The sequence below is a fragment of the Virgisporangium ochraceum genome, assembly GCF_016863655.1.
Taxonomy (GTDB): Bacteria; Actinomycetota; Actinomycetes; order Mycobacteriales; family Micromonosporaceae; genus Virgisporangium; species Virgisporangium ochraceum.
Map to the genome: position 1 here is coordinate 13,629 of NZ_BOPH01000023.1, position 14,253 is coordinate 27,881.

Below are 14,253 nucleotides of genomic sequence, written 5' to 3' on the forward strand. Positions count from 1 at the left end.
CTGGAAGGATGGCGGCCATGACCTCAGCGACGGATGTGGACGGACGGTTGACGCTTCGCGACGGGCGCACGCTCGCCTGGCACGAGTGGGGGGTGCCCGACGGGATCCCGGTGCTGCGGCTGCAGGGCACGCCCGGCTCCCGGTTCGCCCGCTACCCGCGGCCCGAGGTCTGGGAGCGGCTCGGGGTGCGGGTCGTCATGGCCGACCGGCCCGGGTACGGCGCCTCGACCCGGCTGCCCGGCCGCGGTCTCGCCGACGTCGCCGACGACCTGGCCGAACTGCTCGACCACCTCGGCCTCGACCGGGTGCCGGTCGCCGGTGGCAGCGGCGGCGGTCCGCACGTGCTCGCGATGTGCGCCCGGCACCCGGAGCGGGTGAGCGCCGCGACGGTGGTCGTCGGCGCCGCGCCGCTGACCGACGACGACCTGCCGTCGCTGATCGGGCTGAACGCCGACGCGCACCGGCGCATGCGCGACGGCGGCTGGGACGCGCTGTTCCCGCTGCTGCGCGACGTCCGGGAGAAGATCCTCGCCGACCCGCTCGGCGGATTCCGCGACGCGCTGCGGGACGCCCCGCCCACCGACCAGGCGGTGATGAGCGACCCCACCTGGCAGCTGACGCTGGAGCAGAACCTGGCCGAGGCCCTGCGGCCCGGCGCGGAGGGCTGGTGCGACGAGGCGCTCGCGATGTTCGAGTGGGACATCGCGCCGGAGGACGTGACCAGCCACATCGTCTGGTACCACTCCCGCCACGATGCCAACGCGCCGTTGCAGGCCGCCCGACGGGTGGTCGACCGGCTCCCGTCGGCCGACCTGCACGTGTGGGAGGGCGGTCACTTCGAGACGTATCACCGCGAGGAGGAGCTGATGCGCGACCTGCTCGCCCGCGCCTGACCGGACCGCCGGAACAGCGCCCCGCCCGGCCGCCGCGCGGTCGCCAGCGCGGCCACGGCGACCGCGGTCACCAGCAGGACCGTCCAGCGGTCGTGTGCCGCCGCCCAGGCCGGGGAGCCGACCTGCGCCATCAGCGCGAGCCGGTCCGGGAGCAGCAGCGCGCCGATCAGCAGGAGCAGCGCGGCCGGTGCCGCCACCGGCCCGGTCACCCCGCGGGCGGAGCCGCGCCACAGGCACACCGCCGCCGCGACGCCGACCGCGGCGAACGTCGCGGCCTCCAGGGTGAGGTCGCCGCGCGGCAGCGCGTCGCCGACGCCGTCCGCGGCGCCGGCGACCGTGACGCCGAGCGTCGCCGCCCACCACAGCGCGGCGGCCGCACCGGCCCACAGGGCACGCACGGCGGTGACGACCGTGGCCGACGTCGGTGCCGTGACCGTGCTCGGCTTCGCCGGGTCGTCGAACAGGAACACGATCCCGACGCCGAGGCACGCCGCCGCGACCCGGAGCAGCCCGACCAGGTCGCCCGGCTGGAGGTCCACCGACATGAGCGACGGGACGCCGGGGATCGCGAACCCGACGGCGGCGGCGATGCCGAACGGCAGCCAGCGGGCGGCCCGCAGCAACGGGACGGCCAGCAGCCCGGCGACGGTCAGGACGCGCACCCGGCGTGCCTCTCCTCGACGGGCGGCAGCGGCGCGGCGGGCACGCCGAGGAGGGCGGCGAACCGGTCGACGCCGACGGCCGGGTCCGTCAGTTCGGCCCAGTGCCGCCGCACGAGCGCGGTGCTCCCGGCCACCGGCCTGTCCAGCAGGGCCAGCCCGGACGCCGCGTCGGTGTCGGGAACGCTGAGCTGGATCCCGGAGAGCACCGGGTCCGACAGCGTCAACGCGCCCCAGCTCAGCTCGTCGGCCTCGCGCAGGCCGGCGGCGAGACGCCCGCCCGCCTGCCCGACCAGCCAGACGACCAGCGCGCCCCGGGCGCCGCAGACGAGCCCGTCGCCGTTGTCGGGGTCGGCGCCGGTGACGAGCCGGTAGGCCACCGCGGCGGCGAGCGCGGCGGCGGCCCGCGCCGACCAGTCCGTGCCGACCGCGACGGCGCCGGGCTGCCCGGCGGCGGTGTCGTCGGCGTCGCGACGCGCGGCGGCGGCCTGCCGCTCCTCCAGCGTGCTGGTGCCCGCGAGCCACGAGCCGTCGGCCGGGATGCGCTGCCGCACGGCGAGCGGCGGACCGGCGACCGCGGGCATCGGGCCCCGCACCGCGGCGACCACGTCGGCCCACTCGTCGATCCACGGGGTGAAGTCGTCGAACGCGCAGTACGTCGCGCCGTCGACGGTGCGGCAGGTGTGCAGCGGCGCCGGGGCGTCCACGGCGGCGGCACGGGCCCGCACCACGTCGGCCCGTTCGGGGAGCTGCGCCGCGACCCCGCCGGCGGCCAGCGCCGCGGCGAGCCCGGCGGCGACGTACGTCGCACTCCCCCGCGCGCCCGTGCGCACCAGCGCGCCGAGGGCGACCAGCAGGGTCAGCCCCACGAGGTAGGCCAGGTGACCGGCGGACGGCCGGTCGACCAGCACGTCGGGCAGCGCGTGCGGCGGGTAGCGGACCTGCAGCGGAACCAGCGCCATCATCGCGCGGCCCGGCTCCGAGGCGACGCCACCGACCACTGTGGACACCAGGACGGCGAGCACACCGACCGGTGCGACGACGACGCTGCGGACGAGCGTCGCCAGCAGCACCCCGACGGAACCGAGCAGCAGCACCAGAACGGGGCTGATGAGGACCTCGGCCCAGTGCGGGCGGCCGACCGAGCCCGGCAGCGCCGCGGACACGCCGAGCCGCAGCAGCACCAGCACGGCCGCCAGGGCACCGGTCGGCAGCAGGGCGAGCAGCAGCCCGCCGGTCCGCCGCGCGCGCGTCAGCGTGAGCACGCCGAAGAACTCGTCGACGTGGTGGCGGTGGCCGCGCAACGCGACGAGGTTGGCCGCGACCATCGCGGCGCTGCCGAACAGCAGGAGCACGAGGAACTGCAGTTCCAGCGCGTCGTCGCGCAGGGTCGGGTGGCGGTCGGCGCCATTGGCGAGGAAGAACACCCACGGCCCGAGGAACAGCACCGCCGCGACGACGAGGAGCGGGTGGCGCACCAGCCGGACGGACTCGACCCGGGCGAGCGCGAGCATCGCGCGGCGGTGGTCGACGGGCGGCGGTGGCGCCGGCCGCTCCAGGAGTGCGGTCACCGGTCCCCCTGGAGGCCGACGAGCGTGAGGTAACCGTCCTCTATGGACGGTTCGATCAGGTCGGCGCCGGGCGGCGGGTCGCCGACGTTACGGAACAGCCCGCTGCCGGTGCGCCACGACGCGAGCGCGGCTGTCTCGCGGGTGCCGCTCGTCCACACCCTTCCGGCCGCCAGCGCGGCCAGGTCGGTGGGTGTGCCGGTGAAGCGCACGCCGCCGTGGTCGAGCACGATGACCTCGCGGCACAACGACATCACGTCCTCGGTCTGGTGGGTCGACAGCAGCACCGCCCTGCTCTCCCCCAGGTCGGCGAACAGCTCCCGGAACCGCAGGCGCTGCTCGGGATCCAGACCGACGGTCGGCTCGTCGAACACCAGTAGATCGGGGTCGCCGACGAGGGCGGCGGCCAGCGCGACGCGTTGGCGCATACCGCCCGACAGGGTGCGGATCCGTTTGCCGCGCCGGTCACCCAGGCCGACCGCGTCGAGCACCCGGCGGACCTCGGCGTGGCGGGCGCGCCGGTCGGTGAGCTCCTTGAGGATCGCGACGTAGTCGACGAACTCGAACGCCGTGAACAGCGGGTGGAAGCCGGGATCCTGTGGCAGGTAACCGATCCGGCGCCGGGCGGCGAGCCGGCCGGGCCCGGTCCGCGGGTCGTGGCCGTGGATCGACAGCTCGCCGGCGTCGGGGTTGATCGCGGTCGCGACGATGCGCAGCAGCGTGGTCTTGCCCGCGCCGTTGGGGCCGAGCAGCCCGGTGACACCGGTGTCGAGCGTGAACGACACGCCGTCCAGCGCCGTCGTCCGGCCGTACCGCAGGGTGAGGTTGCTCGCCCTGAGCGCGACGGTGGTCGCGGTTGTCGTCATCGGTCGCTCCTTCTGAGGTGACGCGGGGAGAGGCCGGCCGTGTCGGACGCGTGGGCACGGCTGCGCAGCCCGAGGGCGGCGGCGGCCGCACCGACGGCGATGACCGCCTGGCCGGCGAGGGAGAAGAGCACGGTGTCCGTCGACAGCCCGGTCGCCACGACGAGGACCAGCCACCCGGCACCGACCACCGAGGACGCGGTCACCGGGCCGAGGCGCGGCGCCAGGAGCAGCGCCGCCGAGGTGAGACCGAGCGACGGCAGGAACCAGCCGACGACCGGCGGCCCCTCGGTGGCCATGACGAGCGTGGCGACCGCGGCGAGCACGGTGACCACCGACAGCACCGCCACGCACCGCAGCAGCACCAGCCGGAACGTGTGGATGGGCGCCACGACGGTCAGCTCGTAGGTCGGGTCGGTACGGGGCCCGAACGCGGCCGCCACCCCGAGCAGCGGCAGCAGCGGCGTCAGCACGAGGAACACGACCGGGTCGGCGACATACGCCATCAGTGCCGTGAGCGCGACCGTCACCGCGACCGCCGACACCCACGACAGGCGCAACGCCGGGGTCGCGGCGAGCAGCCGGGCCGTCGGTTCGGACACGCCGACCGCGACGAGCGCCCGTTCGACGGGACCGGGAACCGGCGCGTCGAGCGCGGCGTCGAGCCGCTGCCACCCCTCGTCGAGCAGGGCCGCCGGCGCGGCCGCCGTCAGCCGGGCGCGGCAGGGTTCGCACGCCGCGAGGTGCGCCTCCACCGACCAGACGAACGGCGCGGCGAGCGATCCGTCGGCGTAGCCGGTGAGGTCGGCGTCGGTGAGGTGCCAGGTGGTCATGCCAGCTCCCCGCGTAGCTGCCGGCGGGCCCGCATCGCCCGGGTCTTGACAGTTCCGGGTGGTATCCCGAGCAGCACGGCGGCCTCGCCGGTGCTCAGCCCGTCGAGGACCGTGGCCTGCACGACGGCGCGCAGTTCCGGCGAGAGGCGGTCGAGGGCGCCGCCGAGGTCACCGTGCTCGACGCCGCGCAGGACGAGGTCCTCCGCCGACGACTCGGTCGACGGGCGGAACCACGACAGCAGGTGCCGCAGCCGGTCCCAGGCGCCCTGCCGGCGCAGCGCGTCGACGAGCCGGCGCGAGCCGATGCGCCACAGCCAGCCGGCCACGTCGCCGGGCTCGCGGTACCGGGACGCGCCGCCGCGCCACAGGTCGAGGAACGTCTCCTGGACCACGTCGTCGACGAGCGACGCGTCGGCGCACCGGTACCGCAGCCGCATCGCCAGCCACACGGAGTGGCGACGGTAGAACGCCTCGAACGCGGCACGGTCGCCGACGGCGATCCGCGCCAGCAGATCAGCGTCCGTGGGGGTCGGTGTCACACCCCATCATCGTCGCGGGGCGGCAGTTCGGTTCACGGCCGCGCTCACGCGGTCAGAAAAGGATCGTCGCCAGACCGATCCGCACGCCCTCCGCGGGCGCGCCGTCGACCGGGGCCGGGTCGTCCGGCGTGGGTGCGATCCCGTCCGCAGCGATGCGGTCGAGGACCGCCATCCCCTCGGGGCTCACCGTGCCGAAGATGGTGTAGTTCGGCCGCAGCGCCGAGTCCTTGTAGACGAGGAAGAACTGGCTGCCGTTGGTGTCGGGGCCGGCGTTGGCCATCGCGAGCGTGCCGCGCTTGTAGACCTTGCGCTCGCCGGTGGGGTCGGTGGGGGCCGGCGGCAGGTTCGTCGGCAGCTCGTCCCGGTACCGGTAGCCCGGACCGCCCTCGCCGGTGCCGCTCGGGTCGCCGCACTGCAGGACGCTCAGCGTCGGGTAGGCGGTGAGCCGGTGGCAGATCGTGCGGTTGTAGAAGCCGAAGAGCGTCAGGTGCACGTGGCTCTGCACGGTGCAGGGGGCCAGCGACCGGTCGAGCGTCATCGGGATGCGGCCGTAGTTCGTCCACAGGGAGACGTCGATGGTGCCCCGGCTGGGCGTGCGCCGCGGGTCCGGCGGCAGCGGCACCGGGCGGGCGGCCGGGTCGTCGGGCGTCGCCGTGTACCGGCACGGACCGCGCGTCACCGACGGTTGCCCGCCCCCGGCGGCAGCGGTCCCGGCGGCGGGCTCCACGTTCTCGGCGGACGCCGCGCCGGGTGCGGCGACGACGCCGATGGCGAGCACACTCGCGGCGACGACCGCCGACAGCCAGCTACGCATGACACCTCCAGGGTCGCGGGTCAGCCTACATCGCCCTACATCGATGCGCGCGCCATCGCCCGGCGACCGTCACGGCCACCGCGGCCACCGACCGTCGCCGCCGGCCGCCGGCGGATCTCGGGCAGCCACCGCACCAGCGCGGCGGTGCGCGGGTCGGAGCCGTACACCAGCAGCGTGAGGAAGATGCCGTAGACCGGCAGGTGGCCCAGCAGCTCCGTGCCGCCGAAGAGGATCAGCGTCGCGTTGAACGGGATGCCGGCGACGAGCACCGCGACCTGCGGGAGCGCCCCGGAGATGACCAGCAGGCCGAACAGCAGCTCGGTGACGCCCGCGACCGCCACGAACGTGTCGACGGGCAGGTGGATGCCCACCAGCGAGAAGACGTCGAGCTGCGGGAACAGCCGCAGGGTCTCCCGGGCCAGCGCCGGGTTCGCCAGCTTCTCGGCGAAGGCGAGCGTGATCAGCGCGCCACCGGCACCGAGGCGCAGCGCCAGCAGGGCCCGCCGCAGCGTCGCCGCGTCCGGCTCCACGCGGCCGAAGGGCGCGTCCGACGGCGGGACGAACGCGAGGAACAGCGCCACACCGAGCAGGTCCATCGCCGACAGCAGGCCGACCGGTCCGGTCACCAGCAGGGCCAGGGGCCCGACGAGCGTCAGGCCGACGGCCGCGCCCCGCAGCCGGACGCCGGCGATGAACCAGATGCCGAGCGCGCCCTCGGCCAGCAGCAGCACCGAGCCGCCCGGCAGGTCGTCGACGCTCAGGTCGTGGGTCAGGAAGTGCCGCGACACGGCCGCGGCGAGCAGCGACACGCCGAGGTGGACCGCGAGCAGCCGGGGGACGTACGGCACCAGGCGGCCGAGGAAGCGCAACGGCCGCAGCTCCGGGGTCGGCAGGAACCGGACGGCCACGTACCGCCAGACCGCCGCGACCAGCACCACCGCCACGATGAGCCCCAGCGTCACCGGGCGCATCACGAACGCCCAGTCGCCCGGGTACGTGTGCGGGTCCTCGACGAACCACTTCTCGTGCGCCGAGGCCGCGCCCGGAACCGCCAGCAGGGCCGCCGCCACCGCGGTGACGACCGTCGACCGTCCCAGCACCGTCTTCATCTCAGTTCTCCACTTCCGAGCCGTGTCCGTGCACGTCCCGTCGACATTTCTAGCGGTGATCCAAGCCGGATTCAGCACGTGCGCCGCAGGTCAGGACCAAAGTCCCGCCGGGTCGGGACCGTTGCCGCCGTAAGGGGTCACCATCCGGACAGCCAATCGCCGATGGTCGATATACGGTGGGGCGTCCTTTCCGGCACGCGGTGACGGAGGTTGCCATGAGGCGTTGGCATCGGCGGATCCCCCTGCTCGTGGCGGCTCTCGCGCTCGTGGCGGCTCCGGCGCTCGCCGCACCCGTGGCGCCCGCCGCCGCGGCGGAGCCGGCCTCCGCGGCGCGGGCCAACCCCGTCATCACCTGGGACCTCAACGCCCAGACGGCGATCTGGGACATCGCCCGGCAGCAGCCGAACGTGCAGGCGCGGGCGTTCGCGATGGTGCACGGCGCCGCCTACGACGCGGTGAACGCGATCGCCGGCACGCCGTACCAGCCGTACCTGGGCGCCCCGCGCGCCGACGGCACCGAGTCGGTCGACGCGGCCGTCGGCGCGGCCTCGCACCTGGTTCTCGCCGCGCTGTTCCCCGACCAGAGCGACCGCCTGCGCGCGCAGTACGACGAGTTCCTCGCCGGGATCCCCGACGGCCGGGCGAAGCGGCGCGGCATCGCGCTCGGCGAGCGCACCGCGGCGGCGATGGTGGCCGACCGCCGCGACGACGGCGCGTTCGGCGACCAGACCTGGGTGGTCGGCACCCGGCCGGGCGAGTGGCGCCCGACGCCGCCGACGTTCGGCTCGGACTCGGCGTGGAGCGGGCACGTGCGGCCGTTCCTCGTCGGCGACGTGTCGCGGTTCCCCACGCCCGGGCCGCCGGCGCTCACCAGCGCCGCGTACGCCCGCGACGTCGGGGAGGTGACGCTCGTCGGCCGGGCCACCAGCACGGTCCGCACCGCGGACCAGACCGAGGCCGCAATCTGGTGGCACGACCGCAACAACGTCATGTGGCAGGTGAAGCGGCAGCTCGCGACGACCCAGCGGTTGAGCGTCCTGCGGACGGCCCGCCTGTTCGCGATGATCGACCTCATCGGCGCCGACGCGGCCATCGCCTGCTTCGCGCAGAAGGAGAAGTGGAGCTTCTGGCGGCCGGTCACGGCGATCCAGCTCGCCGACACCGACGGGAACCCGCTCACCGTGGCCGATCCCACGTGGATGCCCCTGCTGGTGACGCCGCCCTTCCCCGAGTACCCGTCCGGGCACGCCTGCGGAACGGCCGCGCGGATGACGACCTACACGCTCTTCTTCGGTCGCGACCGGGTCCCCTTCAGCGCCTACAGCGTCGACGCCGACGCGACCCGCCACTTCACCAGCTTCTCCGGTGCCCTCGCCGAACTGGAGGATGCCCGCGTGTGGGGCGGGGTGCACTTCCGCACCGCCGACACGCACGGCGCCGCCCTCGGTGCCGCCGTCGCCCGGTACGCCGCCGCACGCCACTTCCAGCCGCGCCACTGACCCGCCGCGCACTGACCCGCCGCGGCACTGACCCGCCGCGGCGGGCCTGTGCCGGGTACGGTCGCGGAATGACGCGGCCGTTCGTCTTTCTCGATGTCGACGGCGTCCTGATCCCGTTCCGCCCGCGCCCGGACAGTCCACCGTCGGGCGGCACCGACGTCGGCAACCCGCTGCTGCACAGGCTGAACCCGGACGACGGGCCCCGTCTCCTCGCCCTGGACGGCGACCTGGTCTGGGCGACGACCTGGATGGCCGACGCCAACGACGCCGTCGCACCACCGCTGGGCCTGCCGGCCCTCCCGGTCGTCGAGTGGCCCGACGAGGACGACGACGAACCCGGCGTGCACTGGAAGACCGTGTGCCTCACCCGGTGGGCGGCCGGGCGGCCGTTCGTCTGGCTCGACGACGAGACCACCGACGCCGACCGCCGGTGGGTCGCCGCGCACCACCCGGCGCCGGCCCTGCTCCACCGCGTCGACCCGACCGTGGGACTGACCGACGCCGACTTCGCCGCGGTGCGCCGGTGGCTCGCCCTGCCCGGCGGAGCCGGATGACGCGGCGGAGCCGGATGTCAGTCGTCCTGACCGGGCTCGCCGTGTTCCGCTACCGCCAGCGGACCGGGGAGCGGTGACGCGTACTCGGCGCAGATCTCGTCGACGACGCGCGCGGCCGCTGCCGCTCCCGGGCCGGCGTCGGCGTAGAGCAGCAGCGCCTTCCACAGCGCCCACGCCCGTCCCCGCGCCCACGTGCCGGCGTCGACGCCGAGCCGGGCGCGGAACGCGTCGCGGCTGGCGCCGGTGAACAGGGTCCAGGCGATCGGCAGGTCGCACGCGGGGTCGCCGACGCCGCAGGTGCCGAAGTCGATGACCGCGCTGAGCACGCCGTCGCGGAGCAGGAGGTTGCCCGGGGCCACGTCGCCGTGGAACCACACCGGCCGGCCGGCCCAGGTGGCGTCCACACCGGCCTGCCAGATCTCCAGGACGAGCGGACGCGGGATCCGCCCGCCGAGCCGCCCGACCGACCGGAGCACCTGCGCTTCGTAGCTGTGCGGTGGTCCGCCGCGGAACCAGTTGTGCGGCCCCGGCCCGGGCCCGCCGGTCGGGTCGACGCCCCGCAGGGCGACGAGGAACGCGGCCAGGCTGTCGGCGAACTCCACCGGGTCGCGGATGCTGTCGGCGTCGACCGTCACCCCGTCGATCCACGGATAGACCGACCACTCGAACGCGAAGTCCCCGTCGGGGACGCCCCGGGCGACCGGCACCGGCACGGTCAGCGGCAGCAGCGGCGCGAACACCGGCAGCCACCGGTGCTCCTTCTCCACCGCCAGCGCGTACTCGCGGGCGGTGGGCAGCCGCACCGTCAGGTGCTCGCCGAGCCGGAACGTCTGGTTGTCCCAGCCGCTGACCGGCACCGGCCGCACCGGAAGGTCGGCCCACCGCGGGAACTGGCTCGCCACGAGCCGCCGCGCCACCCCGACGCCGACGAGGCGGCGGTCCGGCAGCGGGACGTCGTCCATCCCTCGACGCTAGGACGGCGCGCAACCGGTTAACCGGGCGCGGACGTCCGCGGCCTCCGGGCCGCCGAGGTCGGTGTACCGGGCCAGCGCCCGCTCGTAGTGCCCGCGGGCCCGGTCGGGGTCGCCCAGGGCGCGGTACGCGTCGCCGAGGCCGGTGTGGGCGCGGGCGTACTGGTCGGCGCCGCCCGTCTCGGTGGCGGCGGCGAGGGCATCGGTGTGCCGGGCGACGGCCGCGGCCGGGTCGCCGCCGGCCCGGGCGGTCTCGCCGAGGCCGTTGAGGGCGTAGGCCTCGCCCTCCCGGTCACCGGTCTCGCGGAAGACGGCGAGGGCCTCGTGGTAGTGCTCCGCGGCGCGGTCGCGATCGCCGAGACCGGCGTGCGCGGTGCCCAGCCCGTCGTGCGCCCACCCCTCGCCGGTCCGCTCGCCGACCTGCCGGAACCGGTCCAGGGCCAGCCGGTGGTGCTCCATCGCCGACGCGTACCGGCCCAGCCGCGCCTCGACGGCGCCGAGGCCGTTGAGCGCCTCCGCCTCGCCGGCCGCGTTCGCGGTGCGCCGGAACAGGGCGAGCGCCCGCTCATGGTGGTCGACCCCGTCCTCGTACCGGCCGAGCCGCCGGGCGATGTGGCCGAGCTGGGTCAGCGCGAGCGCCTCCCCCGCCTCGTCACCGGACCGCCGGAACACGGCGAGCGCCCGCTGGATGTGGTCGCTGGCCGGCTCGTAGCGGCCCAGGTGCGCCTCGAGCATGCCGAGGTTGCCGAGGGCGCGGGCCTCACCGGTTCCGTCGCCGACCTTCTGGAACAGCACCAGCGCCCGCCCGAGGTGGTCGATCGCCGGGTCGTAGTCGCCCAGGCGTCCGTGGATGGCACCGAGCCCGAACTCCGCCTGCGCCTCCGCCGCCGGGTCGTCGGTCTGCCGCGCGGCGTCGCGGGCGTGCCGGTACACCGTCAACGCGTCGCCGTGGTGGCCGCCGCCGAGGTAGCGGTAGAGGGTGGCGGATAGCCGGATCGCGTGGCCGGGGAAGCCGTGTGCGGCGGCGTGCGCGACGACGGTCACCAGGTTGTGCCGCTCGGCGTCGAGCCAGCCGCGCGCGGCGTCGGGGTCGGCGAGCGCGGGCATCGGTGCGGGCGCGTCGACGCGCGGCCGGCGGTTCGCGTCGGCCGGATGCAGGCTGTCCATGGCCGCCGCGGCGTTGGCGAGGTAGTGGTCGAACAGCCGGTCCAGGGCCGCCCGTTCACCGTCGGCGGTGGCGAGGCTTGCGGCGTAGGCGCGCAACAGGTCGTGCATCCCGTACCGGCGCGGCGCGGTGCGGTGGACGAGGTTCGCGCGGGCGAGCTGTTCGAGTGCCCGCGCGGCCCCGTCGGGGTCGGTGCCGTCGAGCGCCGCGGCCGCGTGGGCGTCGATGTCGGGACCGGGGTGCAGGCCGAGCAGCGCGAACGTGCGGGCCGCCGGTGCGGGCAGGTGCCGCATCGACCAGGAGAACACGGTGCGCACGGCGGCGCGGGGATCGTCGCCGGCGTCGAGCAGCCGCAGGCGCTGCCGCTGGTCGGTCAGCTCCGCGACGAGGTCGGCCAGCCGCTCGGACGGGCGGGCGGCCGCGAGCTCGGCGGCCACCCGCAGCGCCAACGGCAGCCGCACACACAGCTCGGCCAGCTCGGCGGCGGCACCGGGCTCGTCGTCGACCCGGCGGCCGACGAGCCGCCGCAGCAGCGCCAGCGCGACTCCCGGCGCCAGCAGATCGAGGTGGACCCGGTGGGCGCCGTGCAGGGCCGCCAGCCCGGCGAGCGAGTCGCGGCTGGTCACCACCACGGTGCAGGACGCGGTGCCGGGCAGCAGCGGACGCACCTGCTCGACGCTGGAGGCGTTGTCGAGCAGGATCAGCATCCGCCGGTCGGCGGTCGCGGTCCGGTAGCGGGCCGCGCGGTCGTCGACGTCGAGCGGGATGTCCTGGCCGGGCACCCCGAGCGCGGTCAGGAACCGGGTCAGCGCGTCCGCGGCGGTCATCGGCCGGTCGGGGTCGTAGCCGCGCAGGTTGACGTAGAGCTGGCCGTCCGGGTACCGCGCCCGCACCCGGTGCGCCCACCGGACGGCCAGCGCGGTCTTGCCCACGCCCGCGGTGCCGGCGACGGCCGAGATGACCACGGCGGTCGGATGCTCACCGGCCGCGGCCGCCGCCGCGTCGAGGCTCGCCAGCTCCTCGTCGCGGCCGGTGAACGCGGGCACGTCGGCGGGCAGCTGTGCGGGGCTGTCACCTGGCCGGCCCGGTGCGTCGGCGGTGGGCGGTCCGGGCGGTACCAGCGTCGGGTCGTCGCGCAGGATCCGGACGTGCAGGTCGCGCAGCCGGGCCGACGGCTCGGTGCCCAGCTCGTCGGCGATGCTCGCGCGCACCTGGGCGTAGGTCGCCAGCGCCTCGGTGGACCGGCCGGCCCGCACCAGCGCCAGCAGCAGCGGGACCACGATCCGCTCGGCGGTGGGGTGCTCGGCCACGGGACCGCTCAGGTCGTCGATGACGGTGGCGTGCCGACCGGTGCGCAGGTCGGCCTCCGCGCGCAGGGCGAGCAGGTCGAGCCGTTCCCCGTGCAGCGCCTCCCGCATCCGGGTGGCCCAGCTGCCCGGAACCCCGGCGAGGGCCACCGACTGCCATTCGCGCAGCGCCCGGCCGAGGAGGTCGGCGGCGCGCCCGGCCGCGCTCCCTGGGCCGCCGTCGGCCGCGCTCCCGGGGCCGCCGTCGTCGAGCGCGGCGCGGGCCTCGGCGGCCAGCCGCCGGGCGCGGTGCAGGTCGACCAGGTCGGGGTCGCAGTCGAGCCGGTAGCCGCCGTCGACGAAGCGCAGCGTGCCGAGGTCCGCGCCGGGCGCGGCGGTGTCGATGACGCGGCGCAACCGGGTGACGTAGGGGGCGGCCGCGGTGCCGGAGCGCGGGGGCCGGTCGTCCCACACCCGGTCGATGAGCGTCTGGACCGGGACGGTGCGTCCGGGGGTCATCAGCAGCACGGCGAGCACCGAACGTTGCCGGCCCGGCCCGAGGTCGATCTCACGCCCGTCCACGGTCAACCGGACCGGGCCGAGGACGCGCCACAGCGTCTGACCTGCGCCGTCATCCCCCACAAACCAAGCCAACCGCACCGGCCGGAACCGCGCAACGATCGAAACAATCGAAAAGCAAACGCCGCGCTATCGACGGTCGCCATAGTGTCACCGATCTTCGGACCGGCAAGCACACGGGGGCGGCGGCATGACTGAGACGGGGCGCGCGGGCCAGAGCGCCGATTTCTACGAGTTCAGCTTCCGCCGTGGCCACGTCCGCGGGCGGTCGGCCCGGACGTGGGCGGTCAGAGATCGGCGGCGTCGTCGTAGCGGCGGCGCAGGTCGGACATCTCCGACGGGGCGAGCGCCTCTTTCTGCGCCAGTTCCGAGTACTTGGCCGGGAACATCTGGCGCAGCCGGTCGATGTACATGACGTCGGCGGTCGCCTCGACCACCTGGATGCCCGGCGGGTCGGTCGACATGTCCAGGATGACGGGACCGGCGAGCTTCACCGCCACGTCCCACGGGCGCTTCGGCTCGGCCACCCCGCAGAGGTGGAAGCCGTAGACCGTCTTCACGTCGGCGAGCGCGGTGGCGCCCTCCGGCTCGAAGCCGTAGACGTGGACCCCGCAGATCACCGGTGGCTTCGCCTGCCCGTCACCCTGCAGCGGGTTGTGCCCACCGTGGTTGTGCTGCCCCGGGTCGGCCTTCTCCAGGGTGGTGCGCATCCGGCCCAGGATCTGGCTCCGCACGTCTCCGGCCCTCGTCGGCTCCGCGTCGGAACCGGCCGTGTTGACCAGAGCGACGGCGCCGACCGTCGCCATCAGGATCACCGCCGCCCACGCGAAGCGGTTGCGGAACAACCCCGTCACAGCTGCCCGGGACATCATGATCGCTTCTCACCTCGTCGTCGGGGGGAGCTCCGGCCCCGGAGCGTCG

13 protein-coding genes are annotated in these 14,253 nt (G+C 75.5%); 3 read left to right on the forward strand and 10 right to left on the reverse strand.

What is annotated here, in order from left to right:
- Positions 1–17: 17 nt before the first annotated feature.
- Entirely contained in the window at positions 18–893 is an 876-nt protein-coding gene (locus Voc01_RS10345) for an alpha/beta fold hydrolase (protein WP_203927108.1), read from the forward strand.
- Here the strand turns inward: Voc01_RS10345 and Voc01_RS10350 are convergent.
- The 7 genes from Voc01_RS10350 to Voc01_RS10380 are packed head-to-tail and all read right to left on the reverse strand — an operon-like array spanning position 848 to position 7,278.
- Entirely contained in the window at positions 848–1,555 is a 708-nt protein-coding gene (locus tag Voc01_RS10350; RefSeq protein WP_203927109.1) for a hypothetical protein, read from the reverse strand. The two genes, Voc01_RS10345 and Voc01_RS10350, sit on opposite strands and share 46 nt — an antisense overlap.
- Entirely contained in the window at positions 1,543–3,123 is a 1,581-nt protein-coding gene (locus Voc01_RS10355; RefSeq protein ID WP_203927110.1) for a hypothetical protein, read from the reverse strand. Before Voc01_RS10355 ends, Voc01_RS10350 begins: the two co-directional genes overlap by 13 nt.
- The gene (locus Voc01_RS10360) at positions 3,120–3,986 is read right to left on the reverse strand and encodes an ABC transporter ATP-binding protein (protein WP_203927111.1); all 867 of its coding nucleotides are present in this window, start codon (positions 3,984–3,986) and stop codon (positions 3,120–3,122) included. Before Voc01_RS10360 ends, Voc01_RS10355 begins: the two co-directional genes overlap by 4 nt.
- Complete coding sequence (locus tag Voc01_RS10365; protein WP_203927112.1) at positions 3,983–4,816, reverse strand: zf-HC2 domain-containing protein; 834 nt, start codon at positions 4,814–4,816, stop codon at positions 3,983–3,985. The genes Voc01_RS10360 and Voc01_RS10365 overlap by 4 nt, the downstream gene beginning before the upstream one ends.
- A complete protein-coding gene (locus Voc01_RS10370) occupies positions 4,813–5,355 on the reverse strand; it encodes an RNA polymerase sigma factor (RefSeq protein ID WP_239160092.1) in 543 nt (180 codons plus the stop codon). Before Voc01_RS10370 ends, Voc01_RS10365 begins: the two co-directional genes overlap by 4 nt.
- A 52-nt stretch (positions 5,356–5,407) precedes the next feature.
- Complete coding sequence (locus Voc01_RS10375) at positions 5,408–6,169, reverse strand: peptidylprolyl isomerase (RefSeq protein ID WP_203927113.1); 762 nt, start codon at positions 6,167–6,169, stop codon at positions 5,408–5,410.
- A 35-nt stretch (positions 6,170–6,204) separates the two neighbouring features.
- Complete coding sequence (locus Voc01_RS10380; RefSeq protein ID WP_203927114.1) at positions 6,205–7,278, reverse strand: hypothetical protein; 1,074 nt, start codon at positions 7,276–7,278, stop codon at positions 6,205–6,207.
- Between the two features lie 215 nt (positions 7,279–7,493).
- Between Voc01_RS10380 and Voc01_RS10385 the strand changes: the two genes are divergently transcribed.
- Together Voc01_RS10385 and Voc01_RS10390 are read left to right on the forward strand one after the other, a co-directional pair.
- Entirely contained in the window at positions 7,494–8,777 is a 1,284-nt protein-coding gene (locus Voc01_RS10385; RefSeq protein WP_203927115.1) for a vanadium-dependent haloperoxidase, read from the forward strand.
- A gap of 68 nt (positions 8,778–8,845) precedes the next feature.
- Complete coding sequence (locus tag Voc01_RS10390; RefSeq protein ID WP_203927116.1) at positions 8,846–9,331, forward strand: HAD domain-containing protein; 486 nt, start codon at positions 8,846–8,848, stop codon at positions 9,329–9,331.
- A gap of 17 nt (positions 9,332–9,348) precedes the next feature.
- Here the strand turns inward: Voc01_RS10390 and Voc01_RS10395 are convergent, their stop codons facing one another.
- From Voc01_RS10395 to Voc01_RS10405, 3 genes are all read right to left on the reverse strand, one after another.
- On the reverse strand, positions 9,349–10,293 hold the full coding sequence (locus Voc01_RS10395) for an aminoglycoside phosphotransferase family protein (RefSeq protein WP_203927117.1): 945 nt from the start codon (positions 10,291–10,293) through the stop codon (positions 9,349–9,351).
- Between the two features lie 9 nt (positions 10,294–10,302).
- Positions 10,303–13,395 (reverse strand): AfsR/SARP family transcriptional regulator, encoded by a 3,093-nt coding sequence (locus tag Voc01_RS10400; protein ID WP_203927118.1) that lies wholly within the window; start codon positions 13,393–13,395, stop codon positions 10,303–10,305.
- 224 nt (positions 13,396–13,619) lie between these two features.
- Positions 13,620–14,204, reverse strand: coding sequence for a hypothetical protein (locus Voc01_RS10405; protein WP_203927119.1), 585 nt, complete (start codon positions 14,202–14,204; stop codon positions 13,620–13,622).
- Between the last annotated feature and the right edge of the window lie 49 nt (positions 14,205–14,253).

Excerpts from the sequence above, each read along its gene's own strand:
- Voc01_RS10390 (WP_203927116.1), top strand. The coding sequence starts at position 8,846 with ATGACGCGGCCGTTCGTCTTTCTCGATGTCGACGGCGTCCTGATCCCG.
- Voc01_RS10360 (WP_203927111.1), bottom strand. The coding sequence starts at position 3,986 with ATGACGACAACCGCGACCACCGTCGCGCTCAGGGCGAGCAACCTCACC.
- Voc01_RS10345 (WP_203927108.1), top strand. The coding sequence starts at position 18 with ATGACCTCAGCGACGGATGTGGACGGACGGTTGACGCTTCGCGACGGG.
- Voc01_RS10385 (WP_203927115.1), top strand. The coding sequence starts at position 7,494 with ATGAGGCGTTGGCATCGGCGGATCCCCCTGCTCGTGGCGGCTCTCGCG.
- Voc01_RS10395 (WP_203927117.1), bottom strand. The coding sequence starts at position 10,293 with ATGGACGACGTCCCGCTGCCGGACCGCCGCCTCGTCGGCGTCGGGGTG.
- Voc01_RS10380 (WP_203927114.1), bottom strand. The coding sequence starts at position 7,278 with ATGAAGACGGTGCTGGGACGGTCGACGGTCGTCACCGCGGTGGCGGCG.
- Voc01_RS10365 (WP_203927112.1), bottom strand. The coding sequence starts at position 4,816 with ATGACCACCTGGCACCTCACCGACGCCGACCTCACCGGCTACGCCGAC.
- Voc01_RS10375 (WP_203927113.1), bottom strand. The coding sequence starts at position 6,169 with ATGCGTAGCTGGCTGTCGGCGGTCGTCGCCGCGAGTGTGCTCGCCATC.
- Voc01_RS10405 (WP_203927119.1), bottom strand. The coding sequence starts at position 14,204 with ATGATGTCCCGGGCAGCTGTGACGGGGTTGTTCCGCAACCGCTTCGCG.